18 protein-coding genes are annotated in these 17,512 nt (G+C 64.9%); 10 read left to right on the forward strand and 8 right to left on the reverse strand.

Going from position 1 to position 17,512, the window contains the following annotated elements; translation table 11 throughout:
* Positions 1–73: 73 nt before the first annotated feature.
* A complete protein-coding gene (locus tag IF103_RS14570; protein ID WP_023381119.1) occupies positions 74–2,194 on the forward strand; it encodes a TonB-dependent receptor in 2,121 nt (706 codons plus the stop codon).
* A gap of 64 nt (positions 2,195–2,258) precedes the next feature.
* Here IF103_RS14570 and IF103_RS14575 read toward each other — a convergent pair whose 3' ends face one another.
* The 3 genes from IF103_RS14575 to IF103_RS14585 form a co-directional block, all read right to left on the reverse strand.
* Positions 2,259–3,152: a PA4780 family RIO1-like protein kinase gene (locus IF103_RS14575; RefSeq protein WP_023381120.1), complete on the reverse strand. Its 894-nt coding sequence runs from the start codon at positions 3,150–3,152 to the stop codon at positions 2,259–2,261.
* Between the two features lie 84 nt (positions 3,153–3,236).
* The gene (locus IF103_RS14580) at positions 3,237–4,157 is read right to left on the reverse strand and encodes a DUF2950 domain-containing protein (RefSeq protein ID WP_023381121.1); all 921 of its coding nucleotides are present in this window, start codon (positions 4,155–4,157) and stop codon (positions 3,237–3,239) included.
* Complete coding sequence (locus tag IF103_RS14585) at positions 4,154–5,557, reverse strand: DUF3300 domain-containing protein (protein ID WP_202675436.1); 1,404 nt, start codon at positions 5,555–5,557, stop codon at positions 4,154–4,156. Before IF103_RS14585 ends, IF103_RS14580 begins: the two co-directional genes overlap by 4 nt.
* Before the next feature lie 230 nt (positions 5,558–5,787).
* Here IF103_RS14585 and IF103_RS14590 point away from each other — a divergent pair, with 230 nt between their 5' ends.
* Positions 5,788–6,039, forward strand: coding sequence for a lipoprotein (locus IF103_RS14590; protein ID WP_023381123.1), 252 nt, complete (start codon positions 5,788–5,790; stop codon positions 6,037–6,039).
* Here IF103_RS14590 and IF103_RS14595 read toward each other — a convergent pair.
* Positions 6,029–6,664: a glutathione S-transferase family protein gene (locus IF103_RS14595; RefSeq protein ID WP_023381124.1), complete on the reverse strand. Its 636-nt coding sequence runs from the start codon at positions 6,662–6,664 to the stop codon at positions 6,029–6,031. The two genes, IF103_RS14590 and IF103_RS14595, sit on opposite strands and share 11 nt — an antisense overlap.
* A 176-nt stretch (positions 6,665–6,840) precedes the next feature.
* On the opposite strand from IF103_RS14595, the gene IF103_RS14600 reads away from it, so the two are divergent.
* Both IF103_RS14600 and IF103_RS14605 read left to right on the forward strand, forming a co-directional pair.
* Positions 6,841–7,371: a GNAT family N-acetyltransferase gene (locus tag IF103_RS14600; RefSeq protein ID WP_023381125.1), complete on the forward strand. Its 531-nt coding sequence runs from the start codon at positions 6,841–6,843 to the stop codon at positions 7,369–7,371.
* Positions 7,372–7,471: 100 nt separating this feature from the next.
* Positions 7,472–7,789: a DUF2388 domain-containing protein gene (locus IF103_RS14605; protein WP_023381126.1), complete on the forward strand. Its 318-nt coding sequence runs from the start codon at positions 7,472–7,474 to the stop codon at positions 7,787–7,789.
* 106 nt (positions 7,790–7,895) lie between these two features.
* On the opposite strand, the gene glcC is transcribed toward IF103_RS14605, so the two are convergent.
* Positions 7,896–8,660, reverse strand: coding sequence for a transcriptional regulator GlcC (gene glcC / locus IF103_RS14610; RefSeq protein WP_202675437.1), 765 nt, complete (start codon positions 8,658–8,660; stop codon positions 7,896–7,898).
* Positions 8,661–8,882: 222 nt separating this feature from the next.
* Here glcC and glcD point away from each other — a divergent pair, with 222 nt between their 5' ends.
* Genes glcD through IF103_RS14630 form a run of 4 tightly spaced genes read left to right on the forward strand, consistent with a single transcriptional unit; the run spans position 8,883 to position 13,070 of the window.
* Positions 8,883–10,382: a glycolate oxidase subunit GlcD gene (glcD, locus tag IF103_RS14615; RefSeq protein WP_027907088.1), complete on the forward strand. Its 1,500-nt coding sequence runs from the start codon at positions 8,883–8,885 to the stop codon at positions 10,380–10,382.
* On the forward strand, positions 10,382–11,434 hold the full coding sequence (gene glcE / locus IF103_RS14620) for a glycolate oxidase subunit GlcE (protein WP_027907089.1): 1,053 nt from the start codon (positions 10,382–10,384) through the stop codon (positions 11,432–11,434). The genes glcD and glcE overlap by 1 nt, the downstream gene beginning before the upstream one ends.
* Before the next feature lie 9 nt (positions 11,435–11,443).
* Positions 11,444–12,679: a glycolate oxidase subunit GlcF gene (gene glcF / locus IF103_RS14625; protein ID WP_202675438.1), complete on the forward strand. Its 1,236-nt coding sequence runs from the start codon at positions 11,444–11,446 to the stop codon at positions 12,677–12,679.
* A complete protein-coding gene (locus IF103_RS14630; RefSeq protein WP_023381131.1) occupies positions 12,672–13,070 on the forward strand; it encodes a heme-binding protein in 399 nt (132 codons plus the stop codon). The genes glcF and IF103_RS14630 overlap by 8 nt, the downstream gene beginning before the upstream one ends.
* 25 nt (positions 13,071–13,095) lie before the next feature.
* On the opposite strand, the gene IF103_RS14635 is transcribed toward IF103_RS14630, so the two are convergent.
* Positions 13,096–13,671, reverse strand: coding sequence for a flavin reductase family protein (locus IF103_RS14635; RefSeq protein ID WP_202675439.1), 576 nt, complete (start codon positions 13,669–13,671; stop codon positions 13,096–13,098).
* A gap of 228 nt (positions 13,672–13,899) precedes the next feature.
* Here IF103_RS14635 and IF103_RS14640 point away from each other — a divergent pair, with 228 nt between their 5' ends.
* A complete protein-coding gene (locus IF103_RS14640; protein ID WP_023381133.1) occupies positions 13,900–14,238 on the forward strand; it encodes a hypothetical protein in 339 nt (112 codons plus the stop codon).
* A gap of 133 nt (positions 14,239–14,371) precedes the next feature.
* On the forward strand, positions 14,372–15,805 hold the full coding sequence (gene pdxR / locus IF103_RS14645) for a MocR-like pyridoxine biosynthesis transcription factor PdxR (protein ID WP_104881586.1): 1,434 nt from the start codon (positions 14,372–14,374) through the stop codon (positions 15,803–15,805).
* Here the strand turns inward: pdxR and IF103_RS14650 are convergent.
* Positions 15,798–16,994, reverse strand: a complete 1,197-nt coding sequence (locus IF103_RS14650) for a CynX/NimT family MFS transporter (RefSeq protein ID WP_104881585.1) — start codon at positions 16,992–16,994, stop codon at positions 15,798–15,800. The genes pdxR and IF103_RS14650 overlap by 8 nt on opposite strands.
* Positions 16,991–17,449: a nucleoside deaminase gene (locus tag IF103_RS14655; protein ID WP_023381136.1), complete on the reverse strand. Its 459-nt coding sequence runs from the start codon at positions 17,447–17,449 to the stop codon at positions 16,991–16,993. The genes IF103_RS14650 and IF103_RS14655 overlap by 4 nt, the downstream gene beginning before the upstream one ends.
* Positions 17,450–17,512: the final 63 nt, after the last annotated feature.

Raw genomic sequence — 17,512 nt, forward strand, 5'->3', positions numbered from 1 at the left:
CGCGCCTGCGTGCGTGGCTCACCTTTGCGTGTTTTCCACCGGGATCCATTCATTCCTACAGCCGTGGAACGACATGTCCCGTATTTACAAGCTTCACACACTGGCGGCCTGCCTGGCCGTGACTTTTCCTGCCCTGGCCGACGAACGAAGTGCCCTGGCCCTGCCCTCCACGGCCATCACCGGCACCCACGATGACGCCGCCGTGGACCTCGCCACCCCGACCCAGGCTGGCTCGCGCCTTAACCTCAGCGCCCTGGAAACCCCGGCCAGCACCAGCAGCATCAGCGCACAACAGATCCAGCAGCGCAACAACCTCACCGTTCAGGATGCAGTCAGCCGCTCGCCCGGCATCTCCTTCATCGGTACCCCAGGCGATGGCGGCACCGGTCTCTCGGCCAGGGGCTTTACCGGGCATGGATCGGTGATGACCCTGTTCGATGGCACACGCCTGTACACGGGCGCGGGCACCCAGACTTTTCCGGTAGACCCGTGGCTGGTCGAGCGTATCGACGTGATCCGTGGCCCGGCCTCGGTGCTGTATGGCGAGGGCGCAACCGGCGCGGTGGTCAACGTGATCCCCAAAAAGCCATTCAGCGGCCAGGTGCAGAACCATCTGCGCCTGGGCTATGGCGCCTGGGACCGTCAGCAACTGGGCCTGGACAGCGGCGGCAGCATCAGCGAGCGCCTCAGCTACCGGGTGACCCTCAACCGCCAGGCAAGCAACGGCTGGGTCGACCGCACCGACTCGCGCAGCCTGGCCCTGGGCGCCGCGTTGCGCTTCGACGCCAACGACGACCTCAGCTTCACCCTGGCCCACGAGCGCGGCGATGCCGAGCCGGCCAACGACTTCGGCACACCCTTGATCGACGGCCACTACCGCTCCAGCCTGCGCAAGAAGAACTACAACATCGACGATGACGTGCAGCGCTACCGTGATGCGTGGACTCGTTTCACCACCGACTGGACCCTCAGCGACCACCTCAGTGCCAGCAACCAGCTCTACTACATCAAGAGCCGCCGCCATTGGCGCAATGCCGAGGCCTACAGCTGGGATGCCGACCGTGACCAACTGCTGCGCCAGAGCTACCTGCAGATCAAGCATAATCAGGAGCAGATCGGCGACCGCCAGACCTTCACGCTCGACCACCGCCTGTTCGGCTTGGCCAGCACCACCCTGGTCGGCGCCGAGTACAACAAGATTCGCTTCAACGTCGACAGCAACTCACCCTACGACGATGTCGGTGGCGACTACGTCGACCCATGGCACCCAACTGCGGCGACGTTCCACAGCAACTCGCCGCTGCGCCCGCAGACGCTGTCCACCACCCACACCTTCGCCCTGTTCGCGGAAAACCGCCTTCGGGTCACCGAGCGCCTCTCGCTGGTGACCGGCGTGCGCCGCGACCAGAACCATATCGACCGCGACAACCTGGTCGACGGCACCCGCAGCGACCACAGCCTGCAAGGCGGCAACTGGCGCGCCGGGCTGGTGTTCGCAGTGAACGATGACCTGTCCCTGTACGGTCAGTACGCCACCAGCGAGGACGGGGTGAACGATTTGATCAGCCTCAGCCCCGGCCAGATGCACTATGACCTGACCGAGTCGAAACAGACCGAACTGGGCCTCAAGCAACGTTTCTGGGAGGGGCGCGGCGAGTGGACCCTGGCGGCTTACCACATCGTCAAGAAAAAGCTGCTGGTGGACGACCCTGTCAGCCACGACAAACAACAAGCCGGCCAGCAGACCTCTGACGGGCTGGAGGCCAGCCTCGAACTGGCCTTGCCCCACCAGTGGCAGGTCTCGGCCAACGCCGCCGTGGTTCGCGCCACGTACGACGACTTCGATGAAGTGGTCGGTGGCGTAACCCAGGACCGCGCCGGCAACCGCCCGGCCAACGTGCCGCGACGCACCGCCAACCTATGGGTGAGCAAAGGCTTCGGGCAGGCCGTGGAAGCTGGGCTGGGCTTGCGCTACGTCGACCAGCGCTACGCCGACAGTGCCAATAGCCTTCAAGTACCCGGCTACACCGTGGTCGACGCCAACCTGGGCTGGCAGGTGGTGCCGGACGTACGCCTGGGCTTGCAACTGAACAACCTGTTCGACCGTGACTACGTGTCCTCGGCCTACAGTGGCGAACAATGGCTGATGGGCACACCCAGGTCGTACTTCGCCACGCTGGACTACCGTTTCTGACCGCAGTCCCTCGACGTGACGCCAATGTCCGCCTCGCGGGTCGCCCACGTCGGCGATGATAACCCTACTGCATCCAGGGTGGCGTCGGTTCCACCGCGTTGAGCGGCCCGTGCTCCGCCTCGGCACGAGCCGCTCGGCGACGGGCATCGTCGAGCCGTGCGGCATCGATCTCGCGCAGCACGCCCTGGACGTCGGCGTCGTACTCATCGTCCTCGAACTGCCCGGTCAACGGGCTGTCGGGGCGCAATTCCCCGGCCTCGTACAGGGCCCACATTTCCTCTGCGTAACGGGTGCGCTTGAGCTCTGGTGCGAAGTGCCCGAAATAGCTGGCCATGTTCGCCACATCACGCTGCAGCATGCTGAAGGCGTGGTTGTTGGCGGCGGCGTCCACCGCTTGCGGCAGGTCGATGATCACCGGGCCTTGCGGCCCGAGCAGCACGTTGAATTCCGACAAGTCGCCATGCACCATGCCGGCACAGAGCATCAGGACGATCTGGCGGATGACGAAGGCATGGTGCTCGCGGGCTTCTTCCGGCTCCAGGTGAACATCGTTCAGACGTGGTGCAGCGTCACCGTCGGCGTCGGTCACCAGCTCCATCAGCAACACACCATCCTGAAAGTCGTAGGGCTTAGGCACCCGCACACCGGCATTGGCCAGACGGAACAACGCGGTCACCTCGGCATTCTGCCACGCGTCCTCGGCTTCCTTGCGGCCATACTTCGAGCCCTTGGCCATGGCCCGGGCCTGGCGACTGTTGCGGACCTTGCGGCCCTCCTGATACTCGGCGGCCTGGCGGAAACTGCGCTTGTTGGCCTCTTTGTAGACCTTGGCGCAGCGGATCTGCCCTGCGCAGCGCACCACATAGACGGCTGCTTCCTTGCCGCTCATCAATGGCCGCAGTACTTCGTCGACCAGTCCGTCTTCGATCAGTGGTTCGATTCGTTTTGGCGTCTTCATCAGGCTGGGTTCTTGGGTCCTGGCTGGCCGATCGGCCGGAATGGACATCCTCTCACAGGCTGATGCGTATTGCTTGGTTGTCTGCTACTGGCCAATCGCTGGCGTGCTGGCGCCTGCCGGGGGGGCCCCTACGTCGTCGGGGACCACCTGCCAACTGTCATCCGGATCGAAGCGCTTCATGGCCTTGGCCTCTGCCTCCCCATTCGGCCCAAGGTCCTTCTCGAACACCTGGCCGTCATGGCTGATCATGAAGCTCATCACGCCGGTATCGTTGTACTTCGCAGGCCAGGCGATCAAGGCAAAACCACGGCTCATCTGGTTGCCGATCAGATAGCTGTAGGCCCCACCCGGTGCCGAGGGTCCCTGGCCGTCGAGGATGCGGAAGTGATAGCCATACCAGTCGTCGCCCATCACGTCATTGCCGAACAGCGGCCCCAGCGGACTGACCTGGCCGTCGTTCTCGTCTTCCCAGAACAGCCCGTCATGCTTGCCTGGGGAACTGAAGATCTTTTGCGCGTATTCCAGCGCGCCGTTGCCGTTGCGGTCCTGGGAGGCGTACTCCATCTGTGCGTCGTGGTACGCCAGCACGGACTGCAGCGCGGCCAGTTCATTGCGACCAATGCGCCGTGCTCGAATTTCGGCGCTGCCGGCCTTCAGGTCGAACGTCCAACCCTGCGCGCCTTTTACCAGCGGGATGGGCAACGTCCAGTGCTGGCTGCCCACCGCCAGAATCGCGTTACGGTCTCCTTGCGCCTGGACACGGTGCTGCTCGCGGTACTGCTGCAAGAACGCGTCGACATCGCTGCGCTGCACACCCCCGCGGGGAATATAGGTACGCCAGTCATCCCCAAGAAGCTGCGCCAGACGCGCCTCATCGGCGTGCGTTTCGCCCAATGCCGCTACGAACGCCTCCACTGCCTTTTCCGGTGTGGGGAATGCCTGCTGCGCCATGGCCAGACCCGACCAGGTCAGGCCCAATGCCAGTACCGCTGCCTTTGCATTCATCGACGGCCTCCTGCGCTACGGCGCACGCCTGCACTGGAGGGCCGGGAAATCTGGTGCCCGGCCGCCCGCGAGGCATTGGGCCGCTGGGCGAAGCTCTGGCTGGTCCGCCCGCGGGTGGCTTGCAGGGTGCTGCGCGACGGCGAGCGAACCCCTTCGAAGGCATTGTTGCGCGCTCGTCCGGCGCTACGCTGCTGCAGGGCCCGCCCTTCACCAGGCCGGGCTTGGCCGGCGTCCCGGGTGTTGCGCAGTTCCTGCCTGCGATCATGGGCACGTGGCGCGTCCTGCCGTGCCTGCACCCGGTTACCCGGGCTGTTGCCCGCCTGCACCTCGCGTACCCGGTCGCGGGCTTCGCGATTGCTGGTGGCCGGGCGCTCGATGCCATGGCGATCCATCGACGCCCGGGCCTTTTCCCGCGCCTGCGCCCGCTGGGCATCGTCACCACGAAAAGCCGTGCGCTGGGCGGCACCGTCGAGCTGGCGGCCAAACTGCTCACGGCTACGGCTGTCTCGGTAAGGCACCCCGTCACGGTGCACGGCGTTGTGCTGCCATTTGTTCTGGTTGTTGGTGATGCGGTTGTTGGCGTTGATGTTGTTGTAGCGATTGACGTCGATGTCGATGTCGTTGTCGCCCCAGTCGCAATCACCCCACAGCGAATCGATGATCGCCACCCCCGCCCCGAACGCCAGCCCGGCGATCAGGGCGGAGCCAGCGTAATACAACGGCGATGGCGGGTAATAGACCGGTGGCGAGGCCGGGTAGGCCCAGGTGCCATAAGTCGTGCTCGGGTTGTAGCTGGGCACGTACACCACCTGCGGGTCGGCTGGCTCGATGATGATCGTGGTCGACGATGAACTGGCCGCTGGGGATGCACTGCCAGTGGCGGGCGCCGCCTGGACCGTCACGTTCTGGTACTGGTTGCTTTGCAGGTTGCCGGCGGCCTGGGCCTGGTGGCGCAAGCGCTGGACGCTGTTCATCACATCGTCGGGCTGGGCGAGGAACGCATCCCCCAGACGCTGCACCCACACCGGGTCCTGGCCAAGCGTGACGAGCACCTGAGGGAAGGCCACCAGTGCCTGAACACTGGGGTCCCAGGATTGCTTGGCCACTTGCCTCACAGCCTCGTCGCCCTGGGCCTTCGGATTGGCCTTGGACCAGGCCACCGCCTCGGCGACTTCGCCGGGGTAAGTGGCGGCCATCAGTACCTGGGCCAGCAGCGCGTCGGGGTAAAGCGCGAGGGGAGCGAGCATCTGGTCCAGTTGCGCCTGGGTGAACACCGCGTCCTTAGTCGCAGCTGCCGGCGTCGCAGGTTCAGGCGCTGGGGGATCTGCAGCCTGCAGGCGGTTGGGCAGGACGTTCAGGCACAGCACCATCGACACAACACAGCACATTGGAATGCGCATGGCATTTCCCCATGTGTTCGGCTTGCGTGAAAGGAGTGAACCGCCACTGGGCAGTTGGAGCGTGAATAAGGTTAGCAAAGCGCTCGTCGTCAGCAACAAGCGCGCGTTCTCTTGGTCCTGGGGTTGGCTCGATAGTCACTATCGACAATGCCAATTTCTATCGCGCGGCGCCGCTCAATAAGCTGGGGCCATCGACAAGACACCTGCCCCGCCGCCCCTGGAGCCGCCCAATGAAAGCCACGACCCGAATATTGATCACTGCCCTGAGCGCCCTCGGCGTGGCACTGCTTGGCGGCTGCGCCAGCCACCCGGAACTGCGCCCTTACACGGCGCAGGAAACCCTGCAACTGCAACTGGAGGCCCTACAGCGTCAAGGCCTTTCCATGGATGAGTACGAACAACGCCGTCGAGTGATTCTGCGCGCCGCCACCCCGCAAGCGGTGACTGAAGTGACCGGCGCGCAGCCTGCGATCAGCGGCTGACCGGCAGCGCCTTGGGCATCAACTCGTAGGGGTGCTTCCACCCTGGCAATGCCTTGATGCGCGCCTTCCAGGCTTGGATGTGGGGATAATTTTCCAGCTCGATGCCGGTGTCCTCAGGCATGTACACGTAACCCGCCAACGACAGGTCGGCAATGGTAACGCGCCCGCCCACCATGAAAGGGGTCTTTTCCAGGTGCGCATCGACCACGCTGTAGGCCGCCTTGGCCCGCTCGCGCAGGAAGTGGGTCACGTCCGTTTCACCGGTATTCTTCAGACAGAACAGAAAACGCAGCGCCGCGTAGTAGCTGGTGAACTTGTGGTTGTCGAATAGCATCCAGCGCCAGATTTCGCGTTTTTCGTCCTCGTTACGGGCAGCGAACTGGCCCGTGCGTTGCGCAAGGTAATCAAGAATCAGCGCCGACTGGGTCAACGTCTGCCCAGCGTGCTCGAGCACTGGTACTTCGCCCTGCTCGTTGACCTCGTCTCGCCAGGCCTGCTCACGGGTCTGGCCATTGAAGAAGTCGACGAATACCGGTTGCCAGTCCTGGCCGGTCAGTTCAAGCATCAGCGCAGCTTTGTAAGCGTTGCCGGATTCAGCGAAGCAGTGCAGCGTGTATTCGGACATGGCGGACCTTCATTTTCCCTTGAATGATCTGTGATCGGGTTCGCACCCGAGCCAGGGAGCAAATCATGCCCTGGTCGCCAGCGTCAATGCATCACTGATGCAATCGAGCCCACAGGTGAACCGTTGCGCCCGTTATGCTTAGATACAGCCCAGCACACTCCGCCAGGATGGCTCCGATGCCCTGCCCTTCATTGCCCCGCGCCGTCACCACTCAACGCACCCGGCTCAGTCGTCCGACCCCGGCCATAGCCTCCCAATTGCACAGGGCACTGCTGCGCAGCTACGCACTGCACCAAACCTTCCTGGCATGGGCCAAGGACGACTGGACGCTGGATGAAGTCCGCGACAGCCTGGAAGTGAGCGCCGAACAGTTTATCGACCCTGATGCTGAGAAACGCTACTTCGTGCTGACCCCGGACAACGCCGAAGTGGTCGGCTGCATCGGCCTGCGCCCCGGTCAGGATGGGTACGAGGTGGGTTACTGGGTCAGCCAGGACCACTGCGGACAAGGTTTGATGCGCGAGGCACTGGCAGGCCTGCTGGATGCCGTGGAGGTGCCGCTCTGGCTGACGACCGATCTGGCCAACAGCGCCAGCCAGCGCCTGGCCGAGCGTGTGGGATTCAGACGCGAGGGTTGCGTGCAAGTCGGACAGGCCCCTGGCACACCGCACGCGCTTTACCGCCGTCCGCCCACGGGTTGCCGCTGAGTCACTTGGCAGGATCGCCAACGGAACTACTGCCGGGCCCGCACCCTCTTAAGGATTGAGCGCCAACCCCTTTTGGCTGCACGCTTTTGGAGAACACGCTATGCGCAAACTACTCCTTGCCCCTGCACTGCTGCTCCTTCTGCCTGCCGGGGCTGCCCTGGCCAGAGTCGATGCCGGAGACGTCGCCACCTCGGCCGGTATCTCCGCGTCGCTGTATTCGACCTTCAAGGATGACAAACGCATCATCCCTGCCCGCGACGAGCTTTCGGCTTTTGTCGCCAGCGGTGGCGCGATTCGCGGCGCCTACGTGGAGTCGGCGCTGGAGCAGGCCCGCAAGGACCATCCAGGCCTGCAGGCCAGTGATGAAGAGCTGGCGCGCGCAATTCTGTCCCAGGATGACCCGATCGCCGAGCATTGATCGGCGCGGTGCGAACCCTGTAAGCGTCGGCTCGCCGGCGCTTGCGGGGCAGCCGGGGTCATCGCGGCCCACATAGCGCTCGAATCTCTAGAGGGCGATTCCACGCCTACCCCCACCCATCCATGCGCATGGTCGCCCGCACCAGGCGTTGTTCCTCTTGCTCGATCTCGCGCAGGCTGTCGCGTATGCCGTTGATGTGCTCGCGCGCCGCTCGCTGCGCCTGCTCGGGCAGTTGCTCCATCACGGCGTGGTATAGCCGCGCGTGCTGGCGGTCGATCTGACGCTTCTGCGCTGGCCGGCAGTACAGGTTGTTGACCGAGGCGAATACCGTGCTCAAGGTCAGGTCGCTGAGCGTCTGCAGGGTGTGCACCAGCACCGGGTTGTGCGATGCCTCGCTGATGACTCGATGGAAGGCGTGGTCGCGGCGGGCGTGCTCGCGTGGGTCGTGGGCGTCAGCCGCCTCATGGGCCGCCAGCATCTCTTCGTAACGACGACGAATCAGCAGACGGTCGATCTCGGTGGCGCGCAGGGCCGCCAGGCGGGCCGACTCACCTTCCAGCAGCGCACGCACTTCCAACAGGTCGAACAACGTACGCGGTTGCGAACTGAACAGATGCATCAATGGTGTACTGTTGGCCGAGCCGGTGAGGTCGGCCACGAACGAGCCACGCCCCTGTTCGGTGTCGATGATGCCACGCCCGCTCAAAAGGCGCAGGCCCTCGCGCAGCGCCGAACGGGAACAGCCGAGCTTCTCCACCAGGCGTCGCTCCGACGGCAGCGCCTGACCGACCTTCAATACTCCCTCCACGATCAACCGCTCGACCCGCTCGGCCACCTGTTCGGCGACCTTGGCCTTGCCTTCAGTAATCATACGTATCCTCTGACTGGTAGGACCACATGTACTGCATGCCGCAATCTAGCCATGGAGCGCCACGAATCACCAGCTTTCGTGCGAAAAACTGGTAGGACCAGCTGCCCGAAGGCTCGACCGAACGCCTCCGTCGGCGCAGGCTGAAAGGGTGATGGGTTAACCGTGAGCGCGCGCCTGCCACAGGTGCGCGATAACAACAAGAATTGCCTCTGAGTGAGCCTGATGAGCATCCTTTACGACGAACGTGTCGATGGGGAACTGCCCGCCATCGACCTGCCTGCCCTGCTGTCGGCCTTGCGCGAGGCGCTACCCGACCTCGATATCCTGCACCGCGCCGAAGACCTCAAGCCGTACGAGTGCGATGGTCTCTCGGCCTACCGCACGCTCCCGCTGCTGGTGGTGTTGCCTGAACGCCTGGAACAGGTGCAAACCCTGCTCAAGCTCTGCCATGCATGGGGAGTGCCTGTGGTTGCACGGGGCGCCGGCACCGGGTTGTCGGGCGGCGCCCTGCCCCTGAGCAAAGGCATCCTGCTGGTGATGGCACGCTTCAACCGCATTCTCGAAGTGAACCCACAGGGCCGCTTCGCCCGTGTGCAGCCTGGGGTGCGTAACCTGGCGATTTCCCAGGCGGCGGCGCCCCATGGTCTTTACTACGCGCCGGACCCGTCCTCGCAGATCGCCTGCTCGATTGGCGGCAATGTCGCCGAGAATGCCGGTGGCGTGCACTGCCTGAAATACGGCCTGACCGTGCACAACCTGCTCAAGGTCGAAATCCTCACCGTCGAGGGCGAACGCCTGACCCTGGGCGGCGATGCCCTGGACAGCCCGGGCTTCGATCTGCTGGCCCTGTTCACCGGTTCGGAAGGCATGCTGGGTATCGTCACCGAAGTGACCGTCAAACTGCTGCCCAGCCCCCAGGTGGCGCGGGTGCTGCTGGCCAGTTTCAACCGCGTCGAGGATGCCGGTCGGGCGGTCGCCCAGATCATCGCCGCCGGGATCATCCCAGCCGGCCTGGAAATGATGGACAACCTGGCGATCCGCGCCGCCGAGGACTTCATCCACGCTGGCTACCCGGTGGATGCCGCCGCGATACTGCTGTGCGAACTCGACGGGGTCGAGGCAGACGTGCACGACGACTGCGAACGCGTCGCAGCCGTGCTACAACAGGCCTGTGCCCGCGAGGTACGCCTGGCCTGCGACGAGGCCGAGCGTGCGCGTTTCTGGGCCGGGCGCAAGAACGCCTTCCCGGCGGTGGGCAGGCTCTCGCCGGACTACTACTGCATGGACGGCACGATTCCGCGTCGCGAGCTACCACGGGTACTCAGGGGCATCGGCGAGTTGTCGCAGGAATACGGCCTGCGCGTGGCCAACGTGTTCCACGCCGGCGACGGCAACATGCACCCACTGATCCTGTTCGACGCCAACCTGCCAGGCGAACTGGAACGCGCCGAGGCCATGGGTGGACGGATTCTGGAGCTGTGCGTCGCGGTGGGTGGCTCCATCACCGGTGAGCATGGCGTGGGGCGCGAGAAGATCAATCAGATGTGCGCGCAATTCAACAGCGACGAAATCACCCTGTTCCACGCAGTGAAGGCCGCGTTCGATCCGAAGGGTTTGCTCAACCCCGGCAAGAACATCCCGACCCTGCATCGCTGCGCCGAGTTTGGGGCGATGCATGTGCATCATGGCCAACTGCCCTTCCCCGAACTGGAGCGCTTCTGATGAGCATGGATCGCGACCTCAGCCAGGACCTGCTGGAACAGGTCAACCAGGCGCTGAACCTAGGCAGCGCGCTGCGCATCCAGGGCAGCAACAGCAAGGCCATGCTTGGCCGAGCGGTGGCCGGCGAAGTCGTCGACACCCGTGGCCACCGTGGCATCGTACGCTACGACCCGACCGAACTGGTGCTCACCGCCCGCGCCGGTACACCGCTGCGCGAGATCGAGGCAGCGCTGTACGAAGCCGGGCAGATGCTGCCCTGCGAACCGCCGCACCTGGGTACCGAGGCGACCCTTGGTGGCATGGTCGCGGCGGGGTTGTCCGGGCCACGACGGCCCTGGGCCGGTTCAGTGCGCGACTACGTCCTGGGCATACGGATGATCACCGGCCACGGCAAGCTGCTGCGCTTTGGTGGTGAAGTGATGAAGAACGTGGCCGGTTACGATGTCTCGCGGCTGATGGCTGGCAGCTTCGGCTGCCTGGGCTTGCTGACCGAGGTGTCGCTAAAAGTGCTGCCACGTCCACGGCAATGCCTGAGCCTGCGGTTGCCCATGACCCGCCACCAGGCGCTGGCAGAGCTGGCCGAATGGGGCCAGCAACCCTTGCCGATCAGCGCCGCCTGCCACCACGGCGACGCACTGTACCTGCGCCTGGAAGGCGGCGAAGGTTCGGTGCAGTCGGCCCGTCAACGGCTGGGGGGCGAGGAACTCGATAGCCGCTTCTGGAGCGACCTGCGTGAACAGCGCCTGGGCTTCTTCGCTGCCCCAGCGCCGTTGTGGCGCGTGTCGCTGCCGATTGCCACCGGCGAACTGGAGCTGCCGGGCGAACAGCTGATCGACTGGGGCGGTGCGCAGCGCTGGCTCACCTCCACGGCCCCAGCAGCGCTGATTCGTGAGCAGGTCGCCCAGCGCGGCGGCCATGTCACAGGCTATGCAGCGGGCGATGACAGCAGCGCACCACTGCCCGCCGCGCTGATGCGCTACCACCGCACCCTGAAGCAACAGCTCGACCCCCAGGGGGTTTTCAACCCCGGTCGTTTGTACCCGGATCTGTGAGGCCACGCCATGCAAACCAACCTGAGCGAAACATCCAAGCGCCTGGCCCGCGCCGAAGAGGCCGAAAGCATCCTGCGCGCCTGCGTGCACTGTGGTTTCTGCACCGCCACCTGCCCCACCTACCAACTGCTTGGCGACGAACTGGACGGCCCGCGCGGACGTATCTACCTGATCAAGCAGGTGCTCGAAGGCGCGCCAGTCACCGCCAGCACCCAAGAGCACCTGGACCGCTGCCTGACGTGCCGCAACTGCGAAACCACCTGCCCCTCGGGGGTGAAGTACCACGATCTGCTGGACATTGGCCGCGCCGTGGTCGAGCAGCAAGTGCCGCGCCCCCTCGGCCAGCGCCTGCTGCGCCAGGGTTTGCGGGCGGTGGTGCCTCGGCCGGCCCTGTTCAAGGCCCTGAGCTGCACCGGCCAGGTGTTGCGGCCGCTGTTGCCGGCCACACTCAGGCATAAGCTGCCGGTGCATGTCGCCGATCCAGGCAAGCGCCCGGCACCACGCCATGCCCGCCGGGTGTTGCTGCTCGAAGGCTGCGTACAACCCGCGCTGTCGCCCAACACCAACGCGGCCGCGGCAAGGCTGCTGGACCGCTTGGGTATCAGCGTCGAGCCGGCGTTCGAAGCCGGCTGTTGCGGCGCCGTGGATTATCACCTCAACGCCCAGGAACGCGGCCTGGAACGCGCACGACGCAACATCGATGCCTGGTGGCCGGCCATCGAAGCAGGCGCCGAAGCCATCGTACAAACCGCCAGCGGCTGCGGCGCGTTCGTGCGCGACTACGGTCACCTGCTGGAAAAAGACCCACGCTACGCCGCCAAGGCCAGACGGGTCAGCGACCTGTCACGCGATCTGGTGGAGATCCTGCGCGACGAGCCGGTCGAGCAACTGGGCCTGTGCGCCGAACAGCGTCTGGCCTTCCATTGCCCGTGCACCCTGCAGCATGCCCTCAAGCTCGGCGGCGCGGTGGAGCGCCTGCTGACACGCCTGGGTTTCTCCCTCACTGCAGTGCCGGACGGCCATTTGTGCTGTGGCTCGGCTGGCACCTACTCGCTGACCCAGCCGGCATTGTCGCAACAGCTGCGCGACAACCGCCTGGACGCCCTGGAAAGCGGCAAGCCGCAGATCATCGCCACCGCCAACATCGGTTGCCAGACCCACCTCGACGGCGCCGGGCGCACAACCGTGCGCCATTGGATCGAAATCGTCGAAGCAGCCCTGAACCCGGAGACCAACCATGCATAGCAAGCCCGTGATCGGCCAGGCCGAAGTCCATCGCCTGCTCAGCGCCGCCCGGCAACACGCACAGGCCAACCAGTGGAACGTGACGATCGCCGTGGTCGATGATGGCGGCCACCCATTGGCCCTGGAACGCATGGACGGCTGCGCCCCGGCCAGCGCCTACATCGCCGTTGAAAAGGCCCGCACCTCGGCGCTGGGACGCAAGGAAAGCCGCGATTACGAGCAAATGGTCAACGGTGGGCGCACCGCATTCGTCACCGCGCCCTTGCTCACCAGCCTGGAAGGCGGCATACCGCTGAGGATCGACGGCCAAGTGGTGGGCGCCATCGGTGTGTCCGGGGTCAAGTCCGAGCAAGATGCCGAAGTGGCCAAGGCCGGGGCCGCTGCATTGTGACGGCGTCGTTGCCAGAAGCCAGACGTCAGTCCGGCACCACCACCGGCTCACCGATTGCGTAGAAATGCCCACCCGCCACGTAATGCAGGCTGCGCCACTGCGGGTCGGTATGCTCATAGGCCCAGTGCCCATCACGGAACACCCGATCGTCCGCCCAGGCTGCCACCACTTCACCGATGAACAGGTCATAGGTGTTCTGGTTGTGCGGCTCGTCGATCACCCGGCACATCAACCAGGCCGAGCAGCCCTGCACCAAGGGTGGCGCGTAGCCCTGGACATGGGCCAACTCGACGCCAATGCTGGCCAGCTTGTCGGGGTGGTCGAACAGGCTGCGCGTGCCGACTTCGTGGGTCAGCTCAGCCTGAGCAGCCGTCGGCACCTGGATCACGAACCAGCCACTGCCTTCTACCAATTGCCGGGTGCGGGCCGTCTTGTCGAGCACCACCGTGACCTTGGGTGGGTCGAAGTCCAACGCACAGGCCCAGGCAGCAGCCATGACGTTTTCCACGCCCGCATGGTGCGCGGACACCAGCACGGTCGGCCCGTGATTGAGCAGGCGATAAGCCTTGTTCAGGTCGACGGCTTGAAAATGGCTGTTCATCGGGACGCCTCGGCAATGCGATTTAGCGAGACATTGTGCCGCAGTGCCATAGGGCGGTACCAGCCTGACCGATGGCGCCAATAGCGATAAATTCGGAAATTTCCCACGGACAGAACGGATGTGCCTTACTTGTCGCAGCCACCCGGCGAAAACATGATCGGCACTGGATGACAAAGGGCCGCAAGGAACTGGTGGCCCGACCCCGCTCGCGATCCGAGGAGGTTCCCCATGCTGAAACACCTGCGCACCACCGCCGAACTGCGCAGCGCCCTGCGCGAACTGCTGGACCACGACATCAGCAACCCTGATGACGACCCGCACCTGTCCGGCGTGCTGTTCTTCTGCTCGACCGATGAACGCACCCGGCAACTGGTCGAACAGATCGAGCTACTGGCCAGTGAAGTGTTCTTCGATGCCAGTGGCCGCGCCATCAGCCACCGCATGAGCGCCGTCGCCGTGGAAGGGGTGCGCATCAAACAGAAGCGCAAGGCACCGGCTGACGAGACGGTGATCCGCATCGCCCTGCCGGACAAAAGGTACATCACCGTGAGCACGGCTCGATTCTAGTGTGGTGTTTCAGAAATACCACACTAGGTAACCCGCACGGTGGCGCTGCCATGCCCTGTAACAGCGATCTCGGGGTGCACGTTGACCAGCGGTATCCGCTATCCTGAGCAATTCTGCGCTGCGGACCCCCACCATGGAATTGCACATCCGCCTGGACGGCCGCAAAGGCTTGGCCGACCAGCTCTATCGACAACTGCGTGCCGGTATCGACAGTGGCCACCTGGCCGCGGGCACCCAGCTCCCCCCCTCCCGGCTGCTGGCCGAACAACTGGGGGTTTCGCGCAAGACCGTGGCCGAGGCCTATTCCCGTCTGACCTACGACAACTTGCTCAGCGGTGTAGTAGGTCGCGGCACCTTCATCACCCCACGGCAACCGGTGAGCGTGAGCGATACGCAGGCCATTCCCCTGGCCGCCGCCGACTCGCTGCAACGCTGGCAGCAGCGGGCTACGGTGCTGGCCAGGCGCACACTGCAAGCGCCCTCGCGCTATGACTTCGTTGGCGGCGCCTCGACCAAGGCGCAGTTTCCCTTCGACCAGTGGCGCAGTTGCCTGAACTACGCGTTGCGTCGCAGCCAGCGCCATCCCGAGCGGCAATTCCCGGCCCAGGGGCTGCCAGAGCTGCGCGAAGCCATTGCCCACCACATCGCCTACGCCCGCGGCGTGCACTGCAGCGCGGCGGATGTGCTGGTCTGCAACGGCGCCCAGCAAGCACTGGACCTGATTGCCCGCGTGCTGATCGAACCCGGCTGCCAGGTGGCCATGGAAGACCCCGGCTACCCACCCGCACGGCAACTGTTCCTGGCCCTGGGTGCCCGCCTGCAATCGGTACCGGTGGACGACCAAGGCATGTGCGTCGAGCAGATCGCCCAAGGCACGCGGCTGATCTACGTCACCCCTTCGCATCAGTTTCCGTTGGGCATGCCGATGAGCGAAGGCCGCCGTCAGGCTTTGCTGGCCCGCGCCGCAGAGCTGGGTGCACTGATCATCGAGGACGACTATGACTGCGAATTCCGTTACCACGGACCGGCGTCGGACGCCCTGCAGCGCCTCGACCGACACGGTCTGGTGGCCTATGTCGGGACCTTCTCGAAAACCTTGCTGCCCGAGCTGCGCCTGGGCTACGCGGTGCTACCGGCCGCAGTACTGCAGGCGGCCTGCGTGGCCAAGCACCTGACCGACTGGCACAGCCCCACGCTGCTGCAGTGGGCATTGGCACGCTTCATCAGCGAAGGACACCTGAACAAGCACATACGCCGCTGCCACGACATCTACAGCGCCCGCCGCGAACGGATCCTGTCACGCCTGGAAGGCGACCTGGCCCCATGGTTCCGGGCCGTGCCCGCCAGTGCTGGTTTTCACCTGAGTGCGCTGGCGCAGCCGCAGGTCGATGTGGAGCTTCTGGCCAACCTGGCCCGCAAGGTCGAAGTAGGCCTTTACTCACTGGCCCCCTTCTACCACGAAGTCCCGGTGCGCCCTGGCTTGTTGATGGGCTTCGGTGCGATCGAGCTGCTGGACATCGACCCGGCCCTGGACCGGGTGGTCGATACCCTGCAACGACTCAGTTGACCGCAGGCGCCCGGTCGACCCGCTGCGCTCGGGCGATTGCGACCGAATAGCCGCGCGGGGCAAAACACAGGGTGACCAGCAGCATCGCCAGCACAGTGAGCGCCAGCAACGACCAGGACGCCTGGAAGTCACCGCTCACATCACGCAACCAACCGGTGATGTAGGGCACGATGCCGGTGATGATGAAACCGATCCCCTGCACGAAGGCCGCCAGGCTGCCCGCCTCGGCCGGAGTCTTCAGGTGCTCCAGGGTCAAGGTCAGGCTCAGGCTGAAGCATGCACCCAGGCCGAAGCCGATCATCGCCACCCAGGGCCCCATGGCCTGCGTCGGCGCCAGCAACAACCCCAGAAAACCGACCAATTGGATCGACAAGGCCATCCACAGCCCTGGGCGACGATCGAGCCAACGCCGCAATAGCAATGGCAGTCCCAAGGCACCGGCAACCTGGAAGAGGGTCATCAACCCGACCAGGTCACCACCGCCCTGAGCCGTGCCACCGTGCTCCAGGTGGTAGGCCGGCAGCCAAGCGACCATGCTGGTATAGCCACCATTGATCAGTCCGAAGTACAGCGCCAGCAACCAGGCCCGACGGTTGCTGAACCAGTGCCCGCCGGCGGTACTGGACCGTTTCGGTACAGCCTGGCGGGGGCGCAGCGAACCCCAGGCGAGTGCCGCCAGCACCGCGGGAATCGCCCACAACCCAAGGCCTGCCTGCCAGCGCCCGAAGTACTCACTCAGATGCGGCCCGAACACCGCCGCCAGCCCTCCTCCACTCATCAGCGCCGCCGAGTACAACCCCATGGTTGCCGCCAGGCGGCTGGGGAACCAGCGGTTCACCAGCCCCGGCATCATGCCCTGGACCACGGCCACGCCTAGCCCGGCAAGCACCGCACTGGCGACCAACGCGGCGGCGCTGTCCAGTTGCAGACGCCACAGGCAGGCCAAGGCAATGGCCGACAGCCCGACCAGCATGCCACCGTGCTCACTGAGCCAACGCCGCAGCCAAGGTTGCAGCAATGGCACCAGTCCCATGCACAGCACCGGCAACGCGGTCAGCAACGCAGCCTGTTGGTAGCCCAGGCCCGTGCTTTCGCGCATCGGTTCGAGCAACGGGCCGATACTGGTAAGGATGGGCCGCAGGTTCAACGCCAGCAGCACCACCAGCAACACGTTCAGTGCACCTCTCATTGTGTGCTGGCCTGCTTCCATTGTTGATAGAGGCCGGCCTCACCCGAGGGCTTGAAGGGGCGAAGCGGCAGACATTGCTGCTGCGGGGGCCGGGCCATCTGGGCATAGACAGCCGCCGTGGACAGTCCATAGGGCTCGCCTTCGTCATTGTCATAGGCGAACCAGGCTCGCTCGATGCCACACAGGTGCATGGCGGCCAGGCACATTGGGCACGGATGGCCGCTGGCATAGATCTGCGCACCGTCCAGGCGCGCTTGCCCCAAGGCCTTGGCCGCCTGGCGAATGGCCTGCATTTCGGCATGGGCGGTGGGGTCCTGGGTGCAGTGGATCTCGTTGACCGCACGGGCCACGACCTTGCCCTGGTACACCAGCACGGCGCCGAAGGGCCGGCCGCCGGCCTGGATATTGGCACGAGCCAGCTCAAGGGCTTCGCGCATGTAACGTTCTTCGGGCATGGACACGTACTCCTGATGCAAGACTCGGTCATTATCCCGGCAGACGCTTGCCGGCTGAAATGA

The sequence above is a fragment of the Pseudomonas sp. SK2 genome (assembly GCF_016772395.1).
GTDB classification, from domain to species: domain Bacteria; phylum Pseudomonadota; class Gammaproteobacteria; order Pseudomonadales; family Pseudomonadaceae; genus Aquipseudomonas; species Aquipseudomonas taiwanensis.